Source organism: Parcubacteria group bacterium (assembly GCA_041660065.1).
Taxonomy (GTDB): domain Bacteria; phylum Patescibacteriota; class Minisyncoccia; order Moranbacterales.
Map to the genome: position 1 here is coordinate 77592 of JBAZXC010000003.1, position 22154 is coordinate 99745.

18 protein-coding genes are annotated in these 22154 nt (G+C 43.2%); 14 read left to right on the forward strand and 4 right to left on the reverse strand.

The window, feature by feature from the left end:
• The first annotated feature begins 9 nt into the window (after window positions 1-9).
• Window positions 10-1149, forward strand: coding sequence for a right-handed parallel beta-helix repeat-containing protein (locus WC819_04480; protein ID MFA5986572.1), 1140 nt, complete (start codon window positions 10-12; stop codon window positions 1147-1149).
• Window positions 1150-1200: 51 nt separating this feature from the next.
• Here WC819_04480 and WC819_04485 read toward each other — a convergent pair whose 3' ends face one another.
• Window positions 1201-1347, reverse strand: coding sequence for a hypothetical protein (locus WC819_04485; protein MFA5986573.1), 147 nt, complete (start codon window positions 1345-1347; stop codon window positions 1201-1203).
• A gap of 633 nt (window positions 1348-1980) precedes the next feature.
• Here WC819_04485 and WC819_04490 point away from each other — a divergent pair.
• The 9 genes from WC819_04490 (at window position 1981) to WC819_04530 (ending at window position 9458) form a co-directional block, all read left to right on the forward strand.
• Window positions 1981-3264, forward strand: coding sequence for a peptidoglycan DD-metalloendopeptidase family protein (locus WC819_04490; protein MFA5986574.1), 1284 nt, complete (start codon window positions 1981-1983; stop codon window positions 3262-3264).
• Between the two features lie 212 nt (window positions 3265-3476).
• A complete protein-coding gene (locus WC819_04495) occupies window positions 3477-4118 on the forward strand; it encodes a DUF2238 domain-containing protein (GenBank protein MFA5986575.1) in 642 nt (213 codons plus the stop codon).
• Between the two features lie 296 nt (window positions 4119-4414).
• Window positions 4415-4747: a ferredoxin gene (locus WC819_04500; protein MFA5986576.1), complete on the forward strand. Its 333-nt coding sequence runs from the start codon at window positions 4415-4417 to the stop codon at window positions 4745-4747.
• A gap of 10 nt (window positions 4748-4757) precedes the next feature.
• Window positions 4758-5258, forward strand: a complete 501-nt coding sequence (locus tag WC819_04505; GenBank protein MFA5986577.1) for a ferric reductase-like transmembrane domain-containing protein — start codon at window positions 4758-4760, stop codon at window positions 5256-5258.
• Between the two features lie 49 nt (window positions 5259-5307).
• Window positions 5308-6435: an efflux RND transporter periplasmic adaptor subunit gene (locus WC819_04510; protein MFA5986578.1), complete on the forward strand. Its 1128-nt coding sequence runs from the start codon at window positions 5308-5310 to the stop codon at window positions 6433-6435.
• A 19-nt stretch (window positions 6436-6454) separates the two neighbouring features.
• Window positions 6455-7159 carry an ABC transporter ATP-binding protein gene (locus tag WC819_04515; GenBank protein MFA5986579.1) on the forward strand — a complete coding sequence of 235 codons (705 nt, stop codon included), beginning with the start codon at window positions 6455-6457 and terminating at the stop codon, window positions 7157-7159.
• An 18-nt stretch (window positions 7160-7177) separates the two neighbouring features.
• Window positions 7178-8401 (forward strand): ABC transporter permease, encoded by a 1224-nt coding sequence (locus WC819_04520; protein MFA5986580.1) that lies wholly within the window; start codon window positions 7178-7180, stop codon window positions 8399-8401.
• 109 nt (window positions 8402-8510) lie between these two features.
• The gene (locus WC819_04525; GenBank protein MFA5986581.1) at window positions 8511-8723 is read left to right on the forward strand and encodes a hypothetical protein; all 213 of its coding nucleotides are present in this window, start codon (window positions 8511-8513) and stop codon (window positions 8721-8723) included.
• Between the two features lie 129 nt (window positions 8724-8852).
• On the forward strand, window positions 8853-9458 hold the full coding sequence (locus WC819_04530) for a hypothetical protein (protein ID MFA5986582.1): 606 nt from the start codon (window positions 8853-8855) through the stop codon (window positions 9456-9458).
• Here WC819_04530 and WC819_04535 read toward each other — a convergent pair.
• Genes WC819_04535 through WC819_04545 form a run of 3 tightly spaced genes read right to left on the reverse strand, consistent with a single transcriptional unit; the run spans window position 9399 to window position 14402 of the window.
• Window positions 9399-12818 carry an efflux RND transporter permease subunit gene (locus WC819_04535; protein ID MFA5986583.1) on the reverse strand — a complete coding sequence of 1140 codons (3420 nt, stop codon included), beginning with the start codon at window positions 12816-12818 and terminating at the stop codon, window positions 9399-9401. The two genes, WC819_04530 and WC819_04535, sit on opposite strands and share 60 nt — an antisense overlap.
• A 34-nt stretch (window positions 12819-12852) precedes the next feature.
• Entirely contained in the window at window positions 12853-13926 is a 1074-nt protein-coding gene (locus tag WC819_04540; GenBank protein MFA5986584.1) for an efflux RND transporter periplasmic adaptor subunit, read from the reverse strand.
• Window positions 13927-13937: 11 nt separating this feature from the next.
• Window positions 13938-14402, reverse strand: a complete 465-nt coding sequence (locus WC819_04545) for a MarR family transcriptional regulator (protein ID MFA5986585.1) — start codon at window positions 14400-14402, stop codon at window positions 13938-13940.
• Window positions 14403-14643: 241 nt separating this feature from the next.
• On the opposite strand from WC819_04545, the gene WC819_04550 reads away from it, so the two are divergent.
• From WC819_04550 to typA, 4 genes are all read left to right on the forward strand, one after another.
• Complete coding sequence (locus WC819_04550) at window positions 14644-16482, forward strand: hypothetical protein (GenBank protein ID MFA5986586.1); 1839 nt, start codon at window positions 14644-14646, stop codon at window positions 16480-16482.
• Between the two features lie 24 nt (window positions 16483-16506).
• On the forward strand, window positions 16507-18453 hold the full coding sequence (locus tag WC819_04555; protein MFA5986587.1) for a hypothetical protein: 1947 nt from the start codon (window positions 16507-16509) through the stop codon (window positions 18451-18453).
• A gap of 263 nt (window positions 18454-18716) precedes the next feature.
• Window positions 18717-20054, forward strand: a complete 1338-nt coding sequence (locus WC819_04560; protein ID MFA5986588.1) for a PhoH family protein — start codon at window positions 18717-18719, stop codon at window positions 20052-20054.
• Between the two features lie 173 nt (window positions 20055-20227).
• Window positions 20228-22006, forward strand: a complete 1779-nt coding sequence (gene typA / locus WC819_04565) for a translational GTPase TypA (protein ID MFA5986589.1) — start codon at window positions 20228-20230, stop codon at window positions 22004-22006.
• Window positions 22007-22154: the final 148 nt, after the last annotated feature.

The following is a 22154-nucleotide window of genomic DNA, read 5'->3' on the forward strand; positions in this document are numbered from 1 at the left end:
AACAATGTAATGCAAAAGAAGATACTTATTATAATCGTATGTGGAGCCATTGCATTTTGTTTTTTTGTGGTGGTGAGCAAATTTGGAAATCCTATTGTGATATACAATTCTTTTCGTGGAGAAAAAAGTTTTTTGCATGTGTCTGGTACAATGTATTATGTTTCACCCAATGGCGATGACTCTTATGATGGGCGTACTCAACAAACACCTTTTTTATCGATTCAAAAAGCAGTTTCTTTTTTGATGCCGGGAGATGGGCTGACATTGTTGGATGGGCAGTATATACAAGATTTTTCGACAATACGCAATGGCACAGAGAATGACAAAATTATTATTACCGGTTCAAAAAATGCAATTGTAAAAGGAACGGGAAAAAAATCTCGTATCATTGAGATTAATCATGATCACATTGTTTTGCATGGTTTTGTCGTGGATGGTCTGTTGGGTGATGTTGGGGAGGGGAAAAACTATCGAGACAAATTGATCTACGTAGAAGGCAAAGAGGAACTAAATGGTGTTACAGGTGTTCAAATCATGAACATGGATCTCAAAAATGCGGGAGGAGAGTGTCTTCGTATCAAATATTTTTCACAAAGAAATGAAATTGCACATAACAAGATTATGGGCTGTGGTGCATATGATTTTTTATTTGATGGTGGCGGAAAAAATGGCGAGGGGATTTATATTGGCACTGCACCAGAACAAGTGGAAAAAGACAAAAATATTACACGAGATATTGATCAATCAAATCATAACTGGATTCATGATAATACAATCAATACGCAAGGAAATGAGTGTGTTGATATTAAAGAGGGGGCATCGTTTAATGTTGTGGAAAATAATATTTGTACAGGGCAAAAAGATGATGAATCTGCCGGACTAGATAGTCGGGGAAATAGTAATATTTTTCGTGGCAATGAAGTGTATGGATGCATGGGTGCTGGTATTCGTCTTGGTGGCGACAAAAACGATGACGGGATCAATAATGATGTGATCAAAAATAATCTACATGACAATAAGGGGGGCGGAATTAAAATTCAGGCAAAGCCACAAGGAAAAATTTGCGGAAATCAATTTTCTAACAATGGGAAAAATGAACTTGTCGGGGAGTATGAAAAAGATGTAAAAAATGAGAAAAAATGTAATTGAAGAGATCTTGCTGCCTTTGTAAATGGCTATGGTTGCATGGATTGCAAGGGTCTATTTTGTGCGACTGAAGCGGCGTTGTGGTGGAAGAGAAATGCCTTTTTTTGTGGATGCTAAAAAAGGATTTTTACTCGGTTTTGCACCATGGAGGAAATCATTATGTGTGGCAGGTTTTTTGGCAACCTTTTTCTTTTTTGTCATAATGTAATTTTATATCAATGCGAATAATATAATGACAAATATAGCATTAAAAAGGTTTTTTGACCAGATTATTCCGATTGCATCCTCTTTTTTCAGGGTAGGCAAAAATAATCAGCAAAAAAAACAAATATACGCCACAACAAATCGTAACATAATCTTACGGCCGTATAATTATGTTACATGTTGCTAATTTGCAGGCTCTTGACACATAGACTTTTTGATCTCAAGCTTTGTGTAATAAGTAATATACGATATGCGTAGTAAGGTATAGAACGTTATGCTATAATGCATTTCTGATGAGATTAGTGGAAACTTGTGGATATCCGGGTTCCTCCCAAGGTGGACGCAGCAAGCCCGAGGATGACAAGGGAAAAGTTTTGCAAGATCAACCAGTATGTCATTCCCGCGCAGGCGGGAATCCAGGAAAACTATAAGATTATCGGAAACTTATGGATCCCCGCATTCGCGAGGATGACAAGGGGGATGACAAGGGGATAGATTCCCGACTCCTCTTGAGGTGGACACGGCACGTCCGAGCCTGCCTGCCGCCTGCCTGCCGGTAGGCAGGGATGACGAGAGAGGATGACAAAGAGAAATTAAGGAGCATTGGAAAATACGTATATATAAAATATCATGACACTTCAACATAAATATCATCGCAGTATAGTACCACGCACTGAGCGGAGCAAATGGAAACGCAAGATTTTCTTTGTTGTGATTTTGGTGGTCGTTGTGATTTTGGTGGTAAAAAAATTTCATACCGCACAAAATTTTGATGAGAAAAAAATATCGCAAGAATCTGTGCAGGAGATACAACAAAATCCTGTAGTAGATCCTGCAAAAGAAGAAAATGTCGAACAGTGTACGATCGCAGATGGAGATATCCCTGCGGATGTCTTTAGCACATACGGTCATTATGATGCCAATGACACAGAAGCATTGCTCAAAGCGGCTACGGATGTTTTTGATCTGACGCATTTAAAGATTGGTCAACCTTTGCGATTTTATTTTGATAAAGATGGAGAGAAGGCTGTGCGGATGGAATATGATTGTAATACGGAAAAGATGATCATTGCTGAACGAGATGGCGATGTGTTTCATGTGCATGAGGAGCAAATTCAATATACAGTTACCGAAGAAACAGCAAAGGGTGTGATCGATAATTTTTTCTATGCGGATGCACTTGATGCCGGTCTTTCGGAGTCGACTGTTTTGGAGGTAGGGGACATCTTTTCTTTTAGTATCGATTTTACAACAGAGATCCGTGAGGGGGATGAGTTTGTCTTTGTCTATGAAAAAAGAAAGCGTAATGGCGTCGATGCACCGGATGGACGAATATTGGGAGCAAAATTCATCAATGATGGTACGACACATTATGCATATTACTTCGATAATGATGGGCAAGGTGGGTACTATGATGGTGATGGACATGTGTTGGAGCGACAATTCCTCAAAGCGCCATTGAGTTATCGACACATTACATCAGGATTTACCGGCGCGCGTATGCATCCGATCACACGCAAAGTATCTGCACATTATCAAGTTGATTATGCGGCACCAACAGGCACACCGGTCGTTGCGTCTGCACGCGGGACCGTGGTGAGTGCCGGCTGGGAAGGTGGCTGGGGAAATATCGTGCGTATGGTACATGATAATGGGTACACAACACACTACGGACATTTGAGCGCCTTTGCAAAAGGCATCAAATCCGGTGTGCATGTCGATCAGGGGCAAGTGATCGGTTATGTAGGATCAACAGGGTGGTCAACGGGTCCGCACTTGGACTATGGTATGAAACTCAACGGGTCACCGATCAATCCGCTCACGCTTGTGCAACCAAAAGGCGCGCCACTCGCGGATGATAAAATGGAAGCATTTAACGCGATGAAAGAAAAATATAAGGATATTTTGCAGTAATGGTAAATTAACGTAATTTTCCACCTTTGCAGGAGCAGGTTTGTAACCTGCTCCTTTCATTTCATTGTACTGGACAAACATGAGGAGCACAGTACAACTGTGCTCCTGCGGTAAGGTTTGAATGAATCTGCGGGAGTGGGGCTGTATAACCGTTTGTTTTTCTTTTTGAGACGAATGATGGTAAAATGAGTGTGTAAAGATAAAATAAATATATGGATAAAAAACAAAAATGTGTTGGAATTCTTTTTGTAGTATATGTTATTCTATTTAGTGTGCTGGCGATCCATCCATATGATCGTGCGACATGGTTTGCGGAAAATCTCACGGTATGGATCATCATCGGCACAATTTTTGCTTTGTGGGTAAACCAGATACGGTTTTCATGCATGGCGTACGTACTTATGAGCGTGCTTATTTATCTGCATACAATCGGAGGGCATTATACATTTGCACTTGTACCGTTTGATTGGGTGACGAATTTTTTTGGATTTTCACGCAATCATTTTGATCGCATTGCACATTTTTCTGTCGGGTTTTATGCGTTTGCGATCGCAGAGTGGTTGTGGAAAGAAAAACTTGTTGCTAATCGGTTCCTTCTCTTCACGTACCCGGTTTTTGTGATCGCGACAATTGCGATGAGTTATGAACTCATTGAATGGATCTATGCCGCCAATGCGGATCCGGCGGCTGGAGGAGCATATCTCGGCAGTCAGGGAGATGTGTGGGATGCGCAAAAAGATATGATGGCGGACACACTTGGTGCGATCGTTGCCGTGATAATATTTTTTGTCATGTGCAGGCCATCTCTTGATTTTCTGAAAATAAGTTTCGGGAAGAAAGAGAGGGTTTTGTAAAATCAACCAGTATTTTTCAGGAGCAGGTTTGTAACCTGCTCCTTTCATTTTATTACACTAAGCAAACATGAGGAGCACAGTACAACTGTGCTCCTGCGGTTGAGAAACTTATGGATCCCCGCCCTGCCTGCCGGTAGGCAGGGATGACAATGGACAGATCCTTGTGTCGGAGAATGTGGATGACAAGAGAAAAAGTTTTGTAAGATCAATCAGTATATTATTTCTGAAACATAGCAATGAAAGAAGCTCTCACGATGAGCGTAGTATTACCTGTAGTTTATTAATGAATTTTTTTCATGCAAAAGAACAAAAGAAGTCTTCTTATGGCTTTGGGTGGTTACGCTATAATACAACTATTGAGTGGGTGCTCTAGTACGGTGATTGATGAAGGAGTGTCACAATCTGTCACAACGCCATCCAATGATGCGACAGAGATCATCAAAAATGACAGTTTGGCGGTTGACGTACAGAAGTGTATCGGGTGCGGTAAATGTGCACGCCTTGCATCAAGTAATTTTGCATTGAATAGCACTACGCATAAGGCTGAGGTGATCTCACAGGAAATCATATCACAAACATCAATTACAAAAGCTGTTAATGGGTGTCCAACCCATGCAATTACACAATAATTATTTTTTTATGCATATTTTATTTGCCAAAATCAGTTGGTTTCTTTTGATTGTAATTCTTTATATGAGGCCACTCGCGGAAATTACCGGATCCAAAGAACTCCGCCAAATTATGCCGATGCGCAAACATTTAGGGATTGCTTGCGGCGTGACTGCCTTTTTGCACGTCGTATTGTATATGATCGATAGCGGAATCCTTCTGACATATTTTACCGATGGAATATTTTGGAGTTTTGCCAATCTTTTTGGGTGGGGAAACATCGCATTTGTTGCACTCATGATCCCATTTTTGACATCCAATCGTGCATCACAAAAATACTTCAAAAACCGGTGGAAAAAATTACAGATGTTTTCATATCTCGCTTTCATTTGTGGTGGAATCCATGTGTCATTTGCGACACATGCGATCTTTGTCGGGGTAGTGCCGGTTGTCGGATGGGCAATTGTGTGGGGCATTGCACAGTATAGGCGATCTGCAAGAAAAGAGAAAACGATCTCGTATAACCGATAGGAGGTATAAAAACCTCTTTTTTACATGATAATTAGATTGACATAAATCGATGAAAAACTTTATACAGAAACTGATCGCGCGCAAATGGCTTATCATAGGAGTTATCGTTCTTGTTGGCGGAGGAGCGTATTATTATTTTTCACAAAAAAACAATGATACTGCACAAAATACAGTGCCGACAACAGCTACGGTAAAAAGAGGTAATATCGAGGTGTCCGTTAGCGGTACGGGACAAGTGAACGCCACGAGTCAAGTGGATCTCAAACCGCAAGTTGCCGGTGATGGATTGGATATCGTGGAAGTAGCGGTCAAGAATGATCAAGCGGTAAAAAAAGGGGATTTGATCGCTGTATTGGATACGACCGATATTCAAAAAACAATTCGTGATGCAAAGTTATCCGTGGAAACAGCACAAATCAAAGTAAAGCAGACCGAACGTCAGTTTGACACAAAAACTGTTGACGATAAATATGAGCGACAATTACAAAAGAATACGCTCATACAAGCGCAAAATTCTCTCAGTAACGCCTATGATGACTTGAAAGATTATTCTATTCGCGCACCGTTTGACGGGATCGTGACAGGTCTGGATTTTTCTGCAGGAGACTCGATCTCACGTGATGAAGTTTTGGCATCGGTGATCACAGAGGATGTGCAGGTCACAATTTCACTTAATGAAGTAGATGCGGCAAAGGTAAAGGTGGGTGATACTGTGTCACTATCGTTTGATGCGCTTGATGGTGTGACGGCACAAGGTACCGTGTCAAAGGTTGATACGATCGGTGTCGTGGATGCAGGTGTGGTAACCTATGATGTGGAAATCACATTTGCATCACCGAGTGAATTACTTAAACCAGGCATGAGTGCTTCGGCGGATATTGAGATCGAGAAAACGGAAAATGTATTGATTGTGCCGGCCGAGGCGGTAAAAAGTGATGGATCCGGTAGCTATGTTTTGGTGCAAAATGCCGCGGAGATGATGCAACACAAAACAGTGGAGACCGGTGCAACGGATGATACAATGGTTGAGATCGTGAGCGGATTGAGCGATGGTGAAGAAATTGTTGTGAGTTCTGTGACGACGACAAATGCAACAACTGCAGAAAAAGAAACATCATCCAGTTCCTCGTCGATCTTACCAGTTGGTCCCGGTGCAGGAGGCGGTCAAAGGAATTAATGTTAAATGAGCTCAATGTATGATAAAGTGTAAAAATATTACCAAAATCTATGGTCGTGGTGACAGCCAGACGATTGCTCTGGATGATGTGTCATTCACGATCACGGAAGGAGAGTTTGTGGCAATCATGGGACCGTCTGGAAGCGGGAAATCGACTCTCATGCATATTCTTGGTGCATTGGACAATCCGACAAGCGGAACATATCTTCTCGGCGGACAAGATGTGTCACAACTTACGGAAGATGAATTGTCGGTGATCAGGAAGGAAAAGATCGGGTTTGTTTTTCAGGCATTCAATCTTTTGCCACGTGCAACAGTGTTACGTAACGTAATGTTGCCACTGATCTATAGTGAGGTGCCAAAAAAAGAACGAAAAAAAATTGCTGAGGATGCACTGCGCGCTGTACAGCTCGCAGAAGATCGATGGAATCATTATTCCAATGAGATTTCCGGTGGACAGATGCAACGTGTGGCAATTGCTCGCGCGTTGGTCAATGATCCATCACTTATTCTCGCTGATGAACCGACGGGGAATTTGGATACAAAAACGGGGGATTTTGTGCTCAAGACATTTCGGCGCCTCAATCGAGAGAAGGGACATACGATCATCCTCATCACACATGAAGATGAAGTTGCCACTTTTGCCGATCGCACGATCGTGATCCGGGATGGTAAGTTGGTCGAAGATTATTACAACAGAGAAAAGAATGAAGTACAAAAATAATTTCATGATGTCATAAATATGCTATTGTCAGATTTGGTTACAGAAGTCCATATGGCGATTACGTCAAACAAAGTGCGTACAGGTCTTACTGTGCTCGGTATCGTAATCGGTATTGCATCGGTGATCGTGATGATCGCGATTGGCAATGGGTCACAAAAGGCGATCCAAGAGAGCATCCAATCAATCGGATCGAATTTGTTGACCATTCAACCGGGTCGCCAACGTTCGTTTGGCGACGGACCGCAACAAGGTTCTGGTTCGGCAGAATCTCTTACGCGTGATGATGCGGATGCAATCGCAGAAGAAATTGACGGTATCGCCGCAGTCGCGCCGACAGCATCGGGCAATCAGCAGATCATTGCGGAGGGAAATAATGCGCAGTCGTCTGTGACCGGCGTGACGGCACAATACGCGCAGGTCAATAATATTACAGTTGCATCCGGTACGTTCATCGGCGATGTGCAGGAAAGCAAACGTTCTAAAATTGTGGTGATCGGTCCGGATATTCGTGATGATCTGTATGGCGAAGGTGCGGTTGCGGTGGGGAAGAAAATGCGTATTGGTGGTTTGAGTTTCACGGTCATTGGTGTGACAAAATCCAAGGGCGGTGGCGGATTTGGTAATAGTGATGAGGTGGTATATATGCCACTCTCGACGTATCAACAATATTTCTCCGGCAGTGAATATCTCTCATCAATTAGCGTGAGTGTTGCTGATCAAGATCGTATGACACAGGTGGAGGAAGACATTCAAGCATTGCTTCTCAAGCGTCACAAGATTAACAATGTGGATGATGCGGATTTCAATATTCGCAATCAAGAGGATATTCTCGAAATGACGTCATCGATTACGGGGACGCTGACGCTGCTTTTGGGTGCGGTTGCGGGAATTTCACTTGTAGTTGGGGGGATTGGTATCATGAATATGATGCTTACAACCGTGACAGAACGCACGAGAGAAATCGGTTTGCGCAAATCAATCGGCGCAAATCAAAAAGACATTCGTCAGCAATTTCTTTTTGAATCAATGACGCTTACATTTATTGGCGGTGTGATCGGTATTGCACTCGGCATTACCGTAGCATTTGCACTGGATTATTTTGATGTTACCACAACGCAGATATCCAGCTTTTCGATCATCTTGTCATTTAGTGTATCTGCCGCAATCGGAATCATCTTTGGGTATTATCCGGCACGCCGTGCGGCATCTCTCAATCCGATCCATGCCCTGCGTTATGAATAAATGATAAAAACATACACAAAAAACATGTTGACAAAACATGTTTTTTGATATATGCTTACCAGTTGTTTTCATTAAAAAATAACAGTCAACCATCAGTGGAGGTGGGGTTATGTGCAGGGAAGGATCAAAGAATCATCCAGAGTGCGGGTCTAATGAGGTGTTTTTGCTCAATGTGATTTCCTTTGAGGAAGGCACTTCCTGGAAAAAGTACTATGATAGCGTTCGCATTGGCGTAGCCGCATATGATAGTAATAACGCCATTATGCCAGACTGGTATCCCATTTTTATTTCTGAGGATGAGTGGTTGCAAAAAAATGGGTGATGATTCTCAAAAAAATCCTGCTAACGAGAGCGGTCGTTGGTGGGATTTTATTTTTTTAAAAGTTTTTTGCACAAAGTGGGATGTAGCTGTTATAATGAAAACGAAAACTAATACACAAGTGACAATAAAATGAGGGGGGAAAAATTTTCCAGCATAACGACGGACATGGGGGCGGTCGTTGCGGTAGTCACTTTTTTTAGTTGTTCAATTTATCTCCTTTTCGATCTGCGCGTTGTGTTACTTGACGGATGGCCGGGCATCATGCTTCGTGCGATGGGAATTGGGATGATGATTTGGATGGGATATATGCCATACTGGCTTATGTCCATTTTTTATCGTCGGATGCGGTATGCATCCTTTGGATTTGGGGTAAGTATGTGTTTTATGGTTGGTGATGTTTTTGCTCGCGTCTCTTTGCCGATCCTTGGTATATTTCACAGCAGTGGCTACGCGTTTTTGTTTTTTATTACCGCGAGTTTTTTTGCAGTATTTTTTATAAGTTTTTTATTTGATCGCATAGCCGATTATTTTGTACACAATCGTGTGTGTTGGAAGTCATTTCTCAATATGCATAAAAAAGAAATCATTGTCATAATAATGAAAATACAAAGTTTTGTGAGTTGCATCGTACAAAAAAACACCCAGCTATGTGGGTGTTTTTTTGTGCAGCTCAAATTATTTCTCTTTCACAAATGTGATAAACAGAACGGGAACCAAAAAGAGGGTGAGAAATGACGAGAGTACCAGACCAAAGATGACGGCACTGCCGAGTGCGCGCCACATTTCATTGGACAATGTGATCGGGATAAGGCCAAAAATTGTACAGATCGATGTAACAAAGATCGCTTCAAGGCGGGATTTGCCGGCATCAATGACTGCATCATAAAATGGAATATCACTTTTGATATTAAGATTGATCTTGTCGATGAGAATGATCGCATTTTTTACGACAATGCCAAAGAGTGCGAGGATGCCGATGAGTCCGGGAAAACTGAGACTGATACCAACGATCGCAAGCCCAAAGAATGTGCCGATCAGTGCAAGTGGCAATGTGACAAGGACGATCAGGGCTTTTTTGAACGAATTGAATTGAATGATCATGGTTGAGAAGATCAAAATACCAGCGATGATCATTGCGCGAAGAATGGATTGTACGGATTCGGTGTTTTGCTCGTTCTCGCCGCCATAACTGATCTCATATCCTTCCGGAAGTGTGTATTCGCTGGCGAGTTTATCTGTGAATTGTGTGAGAATCTCTGTGGAATTTGTTGTTGCACGTGCATCTGCCGTGAGAAGCACGGTTCTCTTTTGGTCGATGCGCGTGATGGATTCTACAGAAGGTGTCAATGAAATTGTTGCGACATCTTTGAGATAGATCGGCTGGCCAAGGGTATTGAGAATCTGTATATTTTGGATTGATTCAAGGTTCGGTATTTTTTCTTTATCAAATTTAGCCACAACGTCAATATCTTTATTGCCATCGATCACAGTTGTAACCGTTGTCCCTGAAATCGCTGTGCGGAGCGTTGTGCCGACAAGTGTTGCGTTGACGTTGTATAATTCCATCTTAGCCGCATCGAGAGAAAAAGTATATTCTGCCGGCGCATCTTTGAGTGAGATGTTGCTGTTGATCACACCGGGAATTGCATCGAGAAGCGGTTTGAGATCATGGGCGATGCGGTCAAGTGTTTGCAGGTCATCACCTGTGATTTGCGCTTGAAATGTCGCACCGGACGGTGGTCCGCCAGAGGGGCTGCTAACAGTGATCGTTGCGCCTTGCAGTGGAGCGATATCAGCGCGTATCGCGTCGGCAATTTCGTAGGATTTTCTTTGACGTTCCTTTGTTGGTGATAATTTGATCGTGATCGATGCTGTGTTAGAGGTATTTTGCGTAATGCCAACATCACCGCCACTCCCCGGGTTTCCGACAAGAGTAGAAAAATTGAGAATTTCAGGATACTTATAAAGTTCATCCTCCACTTTTTGAATGATCTGATCAGATTGTTCAAGGACGAGTCCCGATGGTGCGCGCATACTGATATAAATTTCCTCCGCATCCGATACAGGAAAAAATTCCGTTTTGACAATGCCAATAATAGGAAGTGCCATTGCAATGATAAATGCTACAAAAATCGCACCAATAAATGTCAGACGTGCTTTGCGCGTTTTGGTAACTTTGCGGAGGTACCGCTCATAGAGTGGAATCACGCGATCAAAATGAATAACGCCATGGATCAGTCGATCTCCAAATGTGCCAGAGTCATGCTGTCCTTGCAAAAGAAGTTTTTTCTTGATGAGTTCGTCATCGTGCCATTCAGCTTCTACAAGATCTTTGTTTTGCCCCGTGATCAATTTTCCTTTTGTGAGGTACCAATATAGCATGACAATGGCAATCACAAAAAAGAGAGGTGCCACGACAAAACCAAATGGTGTGTGAGTCGCAATACCAGATAATCCTGCAAGAATCAATCCTGCAAAAATTACGAAAAAGAATGTTTTGGTAAGGCGGATGCGCTCAAGTACGGCCGCGAGAGGGTGATTGATCATAAGCGCAATGAGAAGCGACGAGCCGAGTGTGACGGAAACAGTGATAGGGATCGATTTAATATATTGTCCGATCATGCCCGATGCCATGAGGAGAGGAAGAAATGCCCACATGGTCGCGAGCGTGGTCGTTGTGAGGACAACTTTGAAATCATTGAGTACGAGAAGCACAGCTTCTTCTGGTGTGAATTTTCCAGTTTTCATATATTGCTTTGTTGCACTCACGACAACGATCGCATCATCAACGAGAAGTCCAAGCGCAAGAAGGAGAGAGAAAATGGAAAGAAAGTTTAGTGATGTGCCCGTTGCCTGCATGACACCAAATGTAAAAAAGAACACGAGAGGAATCGCAAGGCCGGCAACAAATGCTTCTTTGAGACCAACGACGAGAAAGAGTACGGTGATCACGAGTAAAAGTGTGATGAGGAAATCATGGAATAATTGGTCAAAGTCTTGCCGGATATAATCCGCCATGTCGATCGTTGTGACGTAGGTCATGTTTTGTGGAAATGTTTTTGATTGTTGGTCCAATGTATCCTGCGCTTTTTTGACCGTGTCGAGCACAGAGCTTCCCGTTCTTTTAATAATTTGGATACTCACGGCATTTTGCGGTGGCGTGCCATTTTGCGAGAATCGTGAGAGAATCGATTTTTCAATGGCGGTTTCCTCGACGCGTGCGATGTCTTTGAGATAGATGATAGCGTTGTTATCTGTGTGGAGAATCGGAATATCACCAATCGTTACAGCATCATAAAACCGTCCATCTGTGCGCACAGGATAGGCATATGTTGCGCTATCAAAATTACCTGCGGGTACAGCGAGATTGGTTGTGCGTACGGCTTGATTGGCTTGGTCGATCGAAATGTTGTAGAATGACAACTTTTGCGGGTCATAGTAAATATCAAATTCTCTTTCATCACCGCCGGAAATTTTTACTTCACGAATGCCGGAAATTTTTTCGAGTTCGTCTTGGATCTTTTCCGCTTGCGCACGGAGAGTAAATCCATCATAAGGACCGGTAAGTTCAAATGTGACAATCGGTGTATCGTCGAGAGAAATCTCTATCACTTCAGGATCATTGGCGTCATCTGGCAGGTCAGAACGAATTGTTGCAAGCTTATCGCGGAGTTTGCGTACAGAATTATCGATGTCTTCTTTGGCGCCAAACTCAACGGTGACAGCAGAAAAGGAATTTGTCGAGCTTGATGTGATCTTATCAATACCGGAGACACCAGAGATGTCTGTTTCAATTTTTTTTGTCACCAACTCCTCCACATCTGTCGGTGAAGCGCCAGGGTAGACGGCGGTAATGACAGCGATGGGGATCTTTACCTCAGGGCTGGATTCGCGTGGCAGTTTGATGTAAGAATAAATACCCCATCCGGAGAGAAGGAGAATGAGGAGAATGACGACCCGAAAGTTTGTCACGAAGAAACTCAGCCATCCTTTTGTCAGAGATTGGTCGAATTCAAGTTTGGCGAGATATGCGAGATCGCTAGAGGCAAATTCTTTTTTTTGCGTGGATGATTCTGTGGAATGTATATTTTTCATGATGAAACATGTAGGGAATTAATAGATGAAATGATCAGGATTGGTGATATGACACAGGATCGCCGTCGCTTATAAGCTTGCTCCCGTCGGTAATGATCTGTGTATCCCCGGTGAGATCGTCGCTGGTAATTTCAGCGGTTTCTCCCTGTACAGTCACTACTGCAACGGGGATTTTCTTTGCGGTGTCGCCGTCAAGGATGAAAATGGAGCTTTCATTTTGACCGATCGTGATCGTAGAAAGAGGGAGAATGATATTTTTGGAATTTGTGACAGTACGCTCAATGTCAAAGGAAACCGTAGCAATCGAGCCGATGGTGAGCGGTTTCTTATCCAAAGGAGTTGCTTCAATGAGAAAGCGTTTTGTTGCCGGGTCGGCTTGTGGTGAGACAACCGTAATCATACCATCAGTCGCACGACCATCAATGTCGATTGCAATGTGATTATCAACTGCGACGAATGGTAATTCATCTTTGCTGACATAAAATTGAATTTTTGTCAGGCCTGTTTTGGACAGAGTGGCAATTTTTTGACCAACGGATACGGAATCGCCGAGAGATACAAATCGTTCGATCACTGTCCCGGAAATCGGTGCAGTGACAAATTGTCCGTCAAGGGCGCCACTTAGGGCTACGCGAGCAGACTCCAGATCGATCTGGGCGATTTCTTTGGATTTTTTATTTGCGTAGGAGTGATCTTTTTTGTAAGCGTCCTTTGATTTTTTGTAGGATTCTTCTGCGGATTGTACATCTAATTCGAGTGACTGGATGTGGCTACTCTTGAGGCCATTTTCTCCTGTGGCAGATGTGCCAATAGTATCAATTGTCGCAAGACGTTTACCTTGAGGAACATACGTGCCAAGATCAAAAGAGAGATTTGTGATCGTGCCACCTGCTCCTGCTGTGAGAGTGGCTTGCTGATCTCCGGCAATGATCGCAGGATAGGTGATCTTTTGCGTTGAACGTTTGCTGTCGTGTGCGCTCTGTATCGAAACGATCTGGGGTGCTTTCGTTTCAATCACATCAGTTGCAGGTTTCTTTTGTGTGAATCTGTATATAAGAAGTGACAGAAATGCGATTGAAATAACTGTGATAATGATTTTAAATTTCATAAAAATAGTAGTTAAATTTTTTTACAGGTATATAGTTTATGACTGTGGTTTTTTTCCTCGTGATCAAGCACCGTGTGCAATTTTTTCAAAAAATCAAAGTGTGTATGGAGCTCTTTTTGTGTGAAATGTTTTTCGAGGTGGAGATTTGCTTTGGTGAGCCATTTTTTGATCGTGGTGATCTTTTTTTTGCCGATTGGTGTGAGAGTGAGGGAAACAGTACGTTTATCCGCGTCTTTTGTATGAGTACGTGTGATGAACCCTTTCTTCTCAAGGTAGTTAAGTCGTTGACTGATGTTGGACTTGGTACCCCCGACGGATTCTTGAATATCGGATGGTGTGATGGATGGATGGATGTGTATGATAAAGAGGATTTTGACGCTGATCGCAGAGAGATCGATATGGCGAAAAATGTGTTGGTCGGCGATGCGTTCCAGTCGCGATGCGATGCACATGATCGATTCGGTTATTGTTTGCATAGATGTATTATTGTTAATATATAAATAGTTTACACATTAATCAAAAAAAGTCAATGCTCTCTATTATCGGCGAAATTTTATTATGAAAGTGTCAAAGCTTTAAAAATGCGCAGTTTTGTGAAAGCTTTTGGGCATGTTGTTTGACAAGGGGTAGAAGAATGTTCTTGATGAAGGAGGAACGTTTGTTTTTTTGGCGAAATGGTTTTATAATGTATCTATATATATTGAGCGTGAGAAGCAAATGGAAAATAAAAAACAAATGCAGGGTCTTGGATCTGCATTGATCGATAGAAAATCGTATTTATTTTTGTGTGATGAGAGTGATATTCAACATGGGACATTTACCGTGCGCGAGGGTACGGACGGGATTGATTTTGTTACACTGACACAAAATGCAAAAATCGTGAATATCAACGGACCGGCTGATGAGTTTGATCAGTGCGGTTTTCTGCATGCGTCAAAGGATGGAAAGACGTATTATATGACATATCGTGTGAATAATATAGAGAAGTTGTGTATTGCACGATCCAAAAATTTGATCGATTGGGAGAAGACGGTGGAGTTGGACGGCATAAATGGCAATGGTAAGATCGTATCTGATTATCTCTATGCCGGTCGCAATGTGATGTTTACTGGCGGGGATGCGATTCGCGTGCATGTTTCTAGGGATATGCAGAAATGGACGCGTGCAAAAAAAGATCTGATCGCAATTGATCTGAATGAATTTCAGATGGAGCTTTTTGTGTTGGATGTGCAAATTGTGGACGATGGCGTTTTTGTCATGTATGCGGCAAAAACGAATGAAGGATGTATTATCCAGTACAAGATTTATGGCGCACTTTTCGATTATGGTGATCCGACCAAGATGATTTGGCGGTCACAGGGGCCGATCTATCAAACGCAAAATACGAAGAACAATCATGCGGCACTTTTTGGTGCAGTGGTGTTTGATGAATATTTCGTGTCATATTGGATGGATGATGCAGAAGAGATGTTTTTGTTGCGTCATTTTTATCGTCATGAGGAGGGGGAAGTTGCGCAAAAGAATGTGCAAGAGGGCGCCGTGGATGAACAGTATGGTAGCGCAAATATTGCTCTGGAGCGGGCAGAGTGCAATCCAATTATCGCGCCAAAAGAACAACATCTGTGGGAATCCAGAGCGACATACAATCCGACGGCAATTGTTTGTGATGGTGTAGTGCATATTGTCTACCGGGCGGACGGGCATGATGCCGTTTCAGTTTTGGGATATGCCTCCAGTGAAGACGGTTTTACGATCGATGAACGACATGCACAGTGCATTTATAGGAGAAATGCACAGTTTGTCCATGCGCCATTTCCTACGTCACATACATCCGGCAACAATAGCAATGGTGGCTGTGAAGATCCGCGGATGGTGCTTATCGACGGGGTGCTCTATATAACATTTACAGCTTTTGATGGATGGGGGTCGTTGCGCATGGCGCTCACGTCGATCAGTTGGGAGGATTTTAAAAATAAAAAGTGGAATTGGAAAAAAACAACTCTGATCTCGCCACCGGGAGAAAAAAACAAAAATTGGGTGATCTTTCCTGAAAAGATCAATGGCAAGTTTGCCATTATGCACAGTTTTTATCCGGAAATTTTGATCGATTATTTTGATAGCTTGGATGAATTGGATGGCACAAAATTTATCAAGAGCAACAACACGCGACCAGTCGATCATACGAGGACGTGGGATAGTTGGTTTCGCGGGGTTGGTCCCGCACCGCTCAAAACTGAAGATGGGTGGCTTGTTTTTTATCATGCAATGGATCATAGAAATTCTGATCGATACAGGCTTGGTGCGCTGATCCTTGATTATCAGGATCCGACAAAAATTCTTTTTCGGACACGAGAGCCAATCCTTGAACCGCAAGAGCCCTATGAGAATGACGGACATAAATGGGGTGTTATTTACTCGTGCGGTGCAGTGATAAAGGATGACACGCTTTTTGTTTATTATGGCGGATCGGATGCCTGTGTATGTGTGGCAACGGCGCCAATTCAACAGTTTTTGGATGAGTTGAAGCGGACGGGCTCTATGACAACACAAAACTAACTAACAAATAACCTACACAAAAATATGAGAATTCACGTAAAGCGTTATCCTAATAACCCAATCCTCGGTCCGGACCGCACACATCCATGGGAAGCGCAGGCGGTGTTTAATGGGTGTCCGATCAGGGATGAAAAAGGCTATCATTTGCTGTATCGTGCGCAGTCGTCAAAACAAAAACATAGACAGGATACGATGGAAGTGTCGACGATTGGGCATACCTTCAGTGAAGACGGATTGAGTTTTACAGGAGAACGCAGACAGTTGATCGTGCCGGAAAAATTGTGGGAGCAATACGGCTGTGAAGACCCGCGTGTAACAAAGATCGATGATACATATTATATTACGTATACAGCGCTATCCGATTTTCCGCATACGCCAAAGGGAATCACGATTGGTGTGGCGACAACCAAAGATTTCAAGACGATTGATGCAAAACATCAAGTGACGCATTTTAATTCCAAGGCGATGGCATTTTTTCCCGAACGGATCAATGGAAAAATTGTGGCAATCTTTACGATGAATACAGATATACCGCCAGTACGCATTATGCTTGCAGAGTTTGATACGCCGGAGCAGATCTGGGATAGAAAATTTTGGGAAGAATGGGAGGAAGATATGGATTCACACACATTGCATTTTCAGCGGTCTCTCGATGATCACATTGAGATCGGTGCGCCACCGGTCAAGACAAAGGATGGGTGGCTTCTCGTGTACTCATATATAAGGAGATATCGTACGGAAAATAAAGTGTTCGGTATTGAAACGGCACTTCTGGATCTCAAAGACCCTGTGCGTGTCGTTGGTCGTAGTGTTGAGCCACTGATCAAACCGGAAGAAATCTATGAAATGTACGGTGCAATTCCAAATATCACGTTCCCGTCAGGCGTAACGATTGATGGGGATGAACTTCGATTGTACTATGGTGCGGCGGATATGGTGTGTGCTGTGGCGATGCTGTCGCTTCGTGAGTTGTTGGAATACATCAAATTGAAAGATTGTGAGGAATATGTCGGTGATCATGTCACCCCCGTCTCTCTGGAACGTTTTGAAGGTAATCCAATCATCGAACCAACACATGATGGCGGATGGGAGTCAAAATATGTACTCAATCCGACAGCGATCTATGATGATGGGCTTATCCATATTTTGTATCGTGCACAAGATGATAATGACACGTCGTATGTAGGGCATGCGACAACAAAGGATGGATTTCATCTCGTGAAAAAATATGATCAGCCGATCTATGCGCCACGTATTCCCGAGGAGGTGCGTGAAGAGCCGGGTAATTCCGGTTGTGAAGACGCGCGCATCACACAGTTTGGCAATCGTTTCTATATGTGTTATACGGCATATAATGGACATGGTCCGGCACGCGTTGCTTTTACATCGATCAGTGTGGAAGATTTCCGCAAACAGAAATGGGAGCGATGGACGGTGCCGATCCTCATCTCGCCGGATGGCATGGATGATAAAAATGCGTGTCTTGTCTCTGAAAAAGTCAATGACAAATATGTTTTTTTCCATCGATTGAAACACACGATCTGGTTGGATTATGTGGAGGATATCGATTTCAAAAATGGGCATACATTGGGCGGGCGAAGCATCATGTGTTCACGGCCGGATTCATGGGACAGTGAGAAAGTGGGTATTGCTGGACCACCGTTCAAAGTAGGTAATGAATGGCTACTTATTTATCATGCACTTTCTAGACACGATGGACAGTATCGACTTGGTGCGGCAATGTTGAATCTGGAAAATGGTGCTGTGACATCGCGGCTGGATTATCCGATCCTTGAGCCGAAGGCCGGTTATGAGAATAAGGGCTTGCGCCCGGGGACAGTCTTCTCTTGCGGTGCGGTTGTGCTTGGCGACAATCTCTTTGTCTATTATGGTGGTGCTGATGAGGTGGTCTGCGCGGCCTCTATTGAATTTAAGAGTCTCGTCACTGCGTTGGAAGAACAAAAATCGTGATAATAATACAAAAGCAAAAAAGCATCTTGCAGGAGCAGGTTTTATAACCTGCTTCTTTCATTTATTGCGGAGTTTCCGTATGAATTCTCGTGCATTTATTTACACCTAATAAACATGTGAAGCACAGTATAACTGTGCTCCTGCGATGATGTAAAAGATTTTTTGCTTTTTTGAAGCAGGGCTGTTATGATAGGGTATTCGCAAAATCGAATAAAGACGGTGTTCGTTAATATATGTGAACATATTATAAATGAGGTGACAACATGGGAAAGGAAAAGCGGCGCAAAAAAGCATTTGTAATTGATACGAATGTGATTCTCCACAGTAGCAGTTGCATCGATGCTTTTGAAGAACATGACGTGGTCATACCAATCACCGTTTTGGAGGAATTGGATACTTTCAAAAAAGGCACGGAGGAAAAAAATTACAATGCACGAGAATTCATACGGAAACTCCGCAGTATCAGTGAAAAGCAAATCTTTAACGGTGGTGTGTCATTGGGAGAGGGGCGTGGCAAGATCATGATCAAGCTGGAACAACCGGCGCATGAGGACATCAAAGGACACTTTCCCAATCCATCAAAACCGGATCATCGGATTCTCAACATTGCATATCTTTATGCCAAAGCGAATCCGGAAGTTTCTGTTGTCCTAGTGTCAAAAGATGGAAACTTTTGTCTCAAGGCACAGGCACTTGGTTTGAGCGGTGAAGATTATACAAAAGATCATGTAAAAAGTGATCTGCGCGAAGGATGCCGGCTTGTGGAAAATTGCGATTCGAGCATGATCGATGGACTTTTTGCAAGCTTTGATGGCGTTTTGGTTGACGTGGGTGTCTTTGGCGAAGAACCATTGATGCCGAATGAGTATGTGATTATGCGAAGTGGCAGTAAGAGTGCGCTTGCGACATATTCCGCTTCCGACAGTTGTTTGTACGGTATCAAAAAAAAGGATGTGTATGGTGTTATGCCACGCAATGCAGAACAGAGTTTTGCTGTGCATGCATTATGTAATCCTGCCGTGTCACTGGTTGCTTTGTCTGGAAAGGCGGGAACAGGTAAAACGCTTCTGGCAATTGCCGCAGCGATCGAGCAAAGAAGATCGTATCGGCAGATTAAAGTTTCACGTCCGATTGTGCCTTTATCAAATAAAGATATCGGTTATTTGCCGGGTACTGTAAAGTCAAAGGTCGATCCATACATGCAACCATTGTATGACAATCTCTCCGTGATTCGTAATCAATTTCCTGATAAAGATGAAAGGGCGCTGGCAATTGATAAATTGATCGATAACGAAAAAATCTCGATCGATCCGCTGACATACATTCGCGGACGAAGTTTATACGGATGGTATTGGGTCATTGATGAGGCACAAAATCTCACGCCAAAGGAAATAAAGACGGCCATTACGAGAGCGGGTGAGAGAACAAAAGTGATATTCACAGGGGATCCAGAACAGATCGATCATCCATATCTTGATCGGCATTCAAATGGATTTAGCTATATGATCGAAAAGATGTCCGGACAAGAAATGTTTGCGCATGTCTCTCTTACCAAAGGTGAGCGGTCAGCGTTATCGGAACTGGCAAGTCATTTGCTGTAATACATTATTATTGATAACCTCTCGGAATTTTTTCCGGGAGGTTTTTTCTTGACGGATGAGAGCTTTTCTTGTATGATGGACAGACGGTTGCACTTTTTTGTGCAGGTTACCAGTCTGGGGCTGGCTTTTTAGTTTCAAGAACGTATATATAATCAACACTTTTAAACGTAGTTATGGAAATTCGAAATATCGCCATCATTGCTCATGTGGATCATGGCAAAACAACGATCACTGACGCAATCATGAAACAAACAGGAGCATCATCCGATGGGAGCATGGACAGCGATTCGATCGAAAAGGAGCGCGGGATCACGATCTATGCCAAAAACACATCTGTGATGTATAAAGACACAAAGATTAACATTGTGGACACGCCAGGGCACGCTGACTTCGGATCTGAGGTAGAACGTGTTTTGCGATCGATCGATTCTGTCGTATTGGTTGTGGATGCGCAAGAGGGTCCGATGCCACAGACACGATTTGTGTTAAAAAAGTCACTGGAGATCGGGCACAAACCGCTTGTTGTGATCAATAAGATCGATAAACCGGCGGCGCGTTTGGGCGAGGTTGAAGAGGAGATTTATGAGTTATTCCTCGATCTCGGAGCAAATGATGAACAGTTGGATTTCAAAACGGTATACGCGATCGCGCGCGAAGGACGGGCAATGCTTGCGCCAACAGACGACAGCAAAGACATGTCGCCACTTTTGGATGCGATCTTGCAATATGTCGAGCCGGCAAAAAATGACACAGAGGCACCTTTTCGTTTGCAATCGTTCTCACTCGCGTATGACGATTTCTTGGGACGCATGGCTGTCGCGCGTATTTATGAGGGCATTGTAAAAAATGGACCGGTGTTTGTGAAGTCGCAAGATCGTCCCGTGCGCAAAGCAAAGATCATCAAACTCTTCACATTCGAAGGGATCAATAAAAAAGTTGTAGATGAAGCATCGGCAGGAGATATTGTGATGATCGCGGGTATTGAAGATATCGATATCGGTGAAACAATTTGTATGAATGAAGATGCAGAAGTACTGCCGGCGATCACTGTGGATGAGCCGACGATCTCGTTGGAGTTTCTCGTTAATGATTCACCATTTGCAGGCAAAGAGGGAACTTTTGTGACGAGGGAGCAGATTCGCGAACGTTTGAAAAAAGAACTTGAAGTGAATGTGGGACTCAAAGTGGATTTTTCCGGTGAAAATTTCACAGTATCAGGCCGCGGTGAGTTGCATGTGGCTGTGTTTTTGGAGAATATGCGCAGAGAAGGATTTGAGGTCGCAGTATCACAACCGCGCGTGATCATCAAAAACATCGATGGTGTGAAACAGGAGCCGTTTGAAGAAGTGACGGTGACGGTGCCGGAGCAATATTCTGGTGCGGTGATCGAAAAACTTGGCAAGCGCAAAGGCACAATGACCGATATGAAACACGGACATGATGGTGTGCGGATGCTATTTGATGTGCCAACACGCGGGTTACTCGGCTACCGTAATGAATTTATCGTAGACACAAAGGGTGAGGGTATCATTTCCAGTCGTTTCTTGGAGTTCCGACCATATGTTGGTGAGATCAAAAGACGCGCAGTGGGATCGATGGTGTCCGGTGAGACAGGGAAAGCGCTTGGATTTTCTCTTGCAAACTTACAACAGCGAGGAGCTCTATATGTCGGTGCAAGTACGGATGTCTATCAAGGACAAGTGATCGGTAATACGGCAAAAGGTGATGAGATGACGGTCAATCCGATCAAGGGTAAACAACTGACAAATATGCGCGCAAGCGGTACGGATGATGCGATCACATTGACGCCACCAATCGTTATAACGATCGAAAAAGGCATGGAAGTCATGGCGGGGGATGAATATCTCGAGATCACGCCAAAAAGCGTACGACTTCGCAAAAAGTTTCTCACAGAAAATGATCGCATCAGAGCGAAGCGTAAAGGGGACTAGCGGATATGTATTTTACTTTTGCAGGAGCAGGTTTGTAACCTGCTCCTTTTGCGTCCCGTTGCACATAACCAGTCACCTTTTTCCAATCGCTATCAAATCATCTAAAAAAAATAAATATATTGCCACAAATGCCAAAAAGTATGGTATA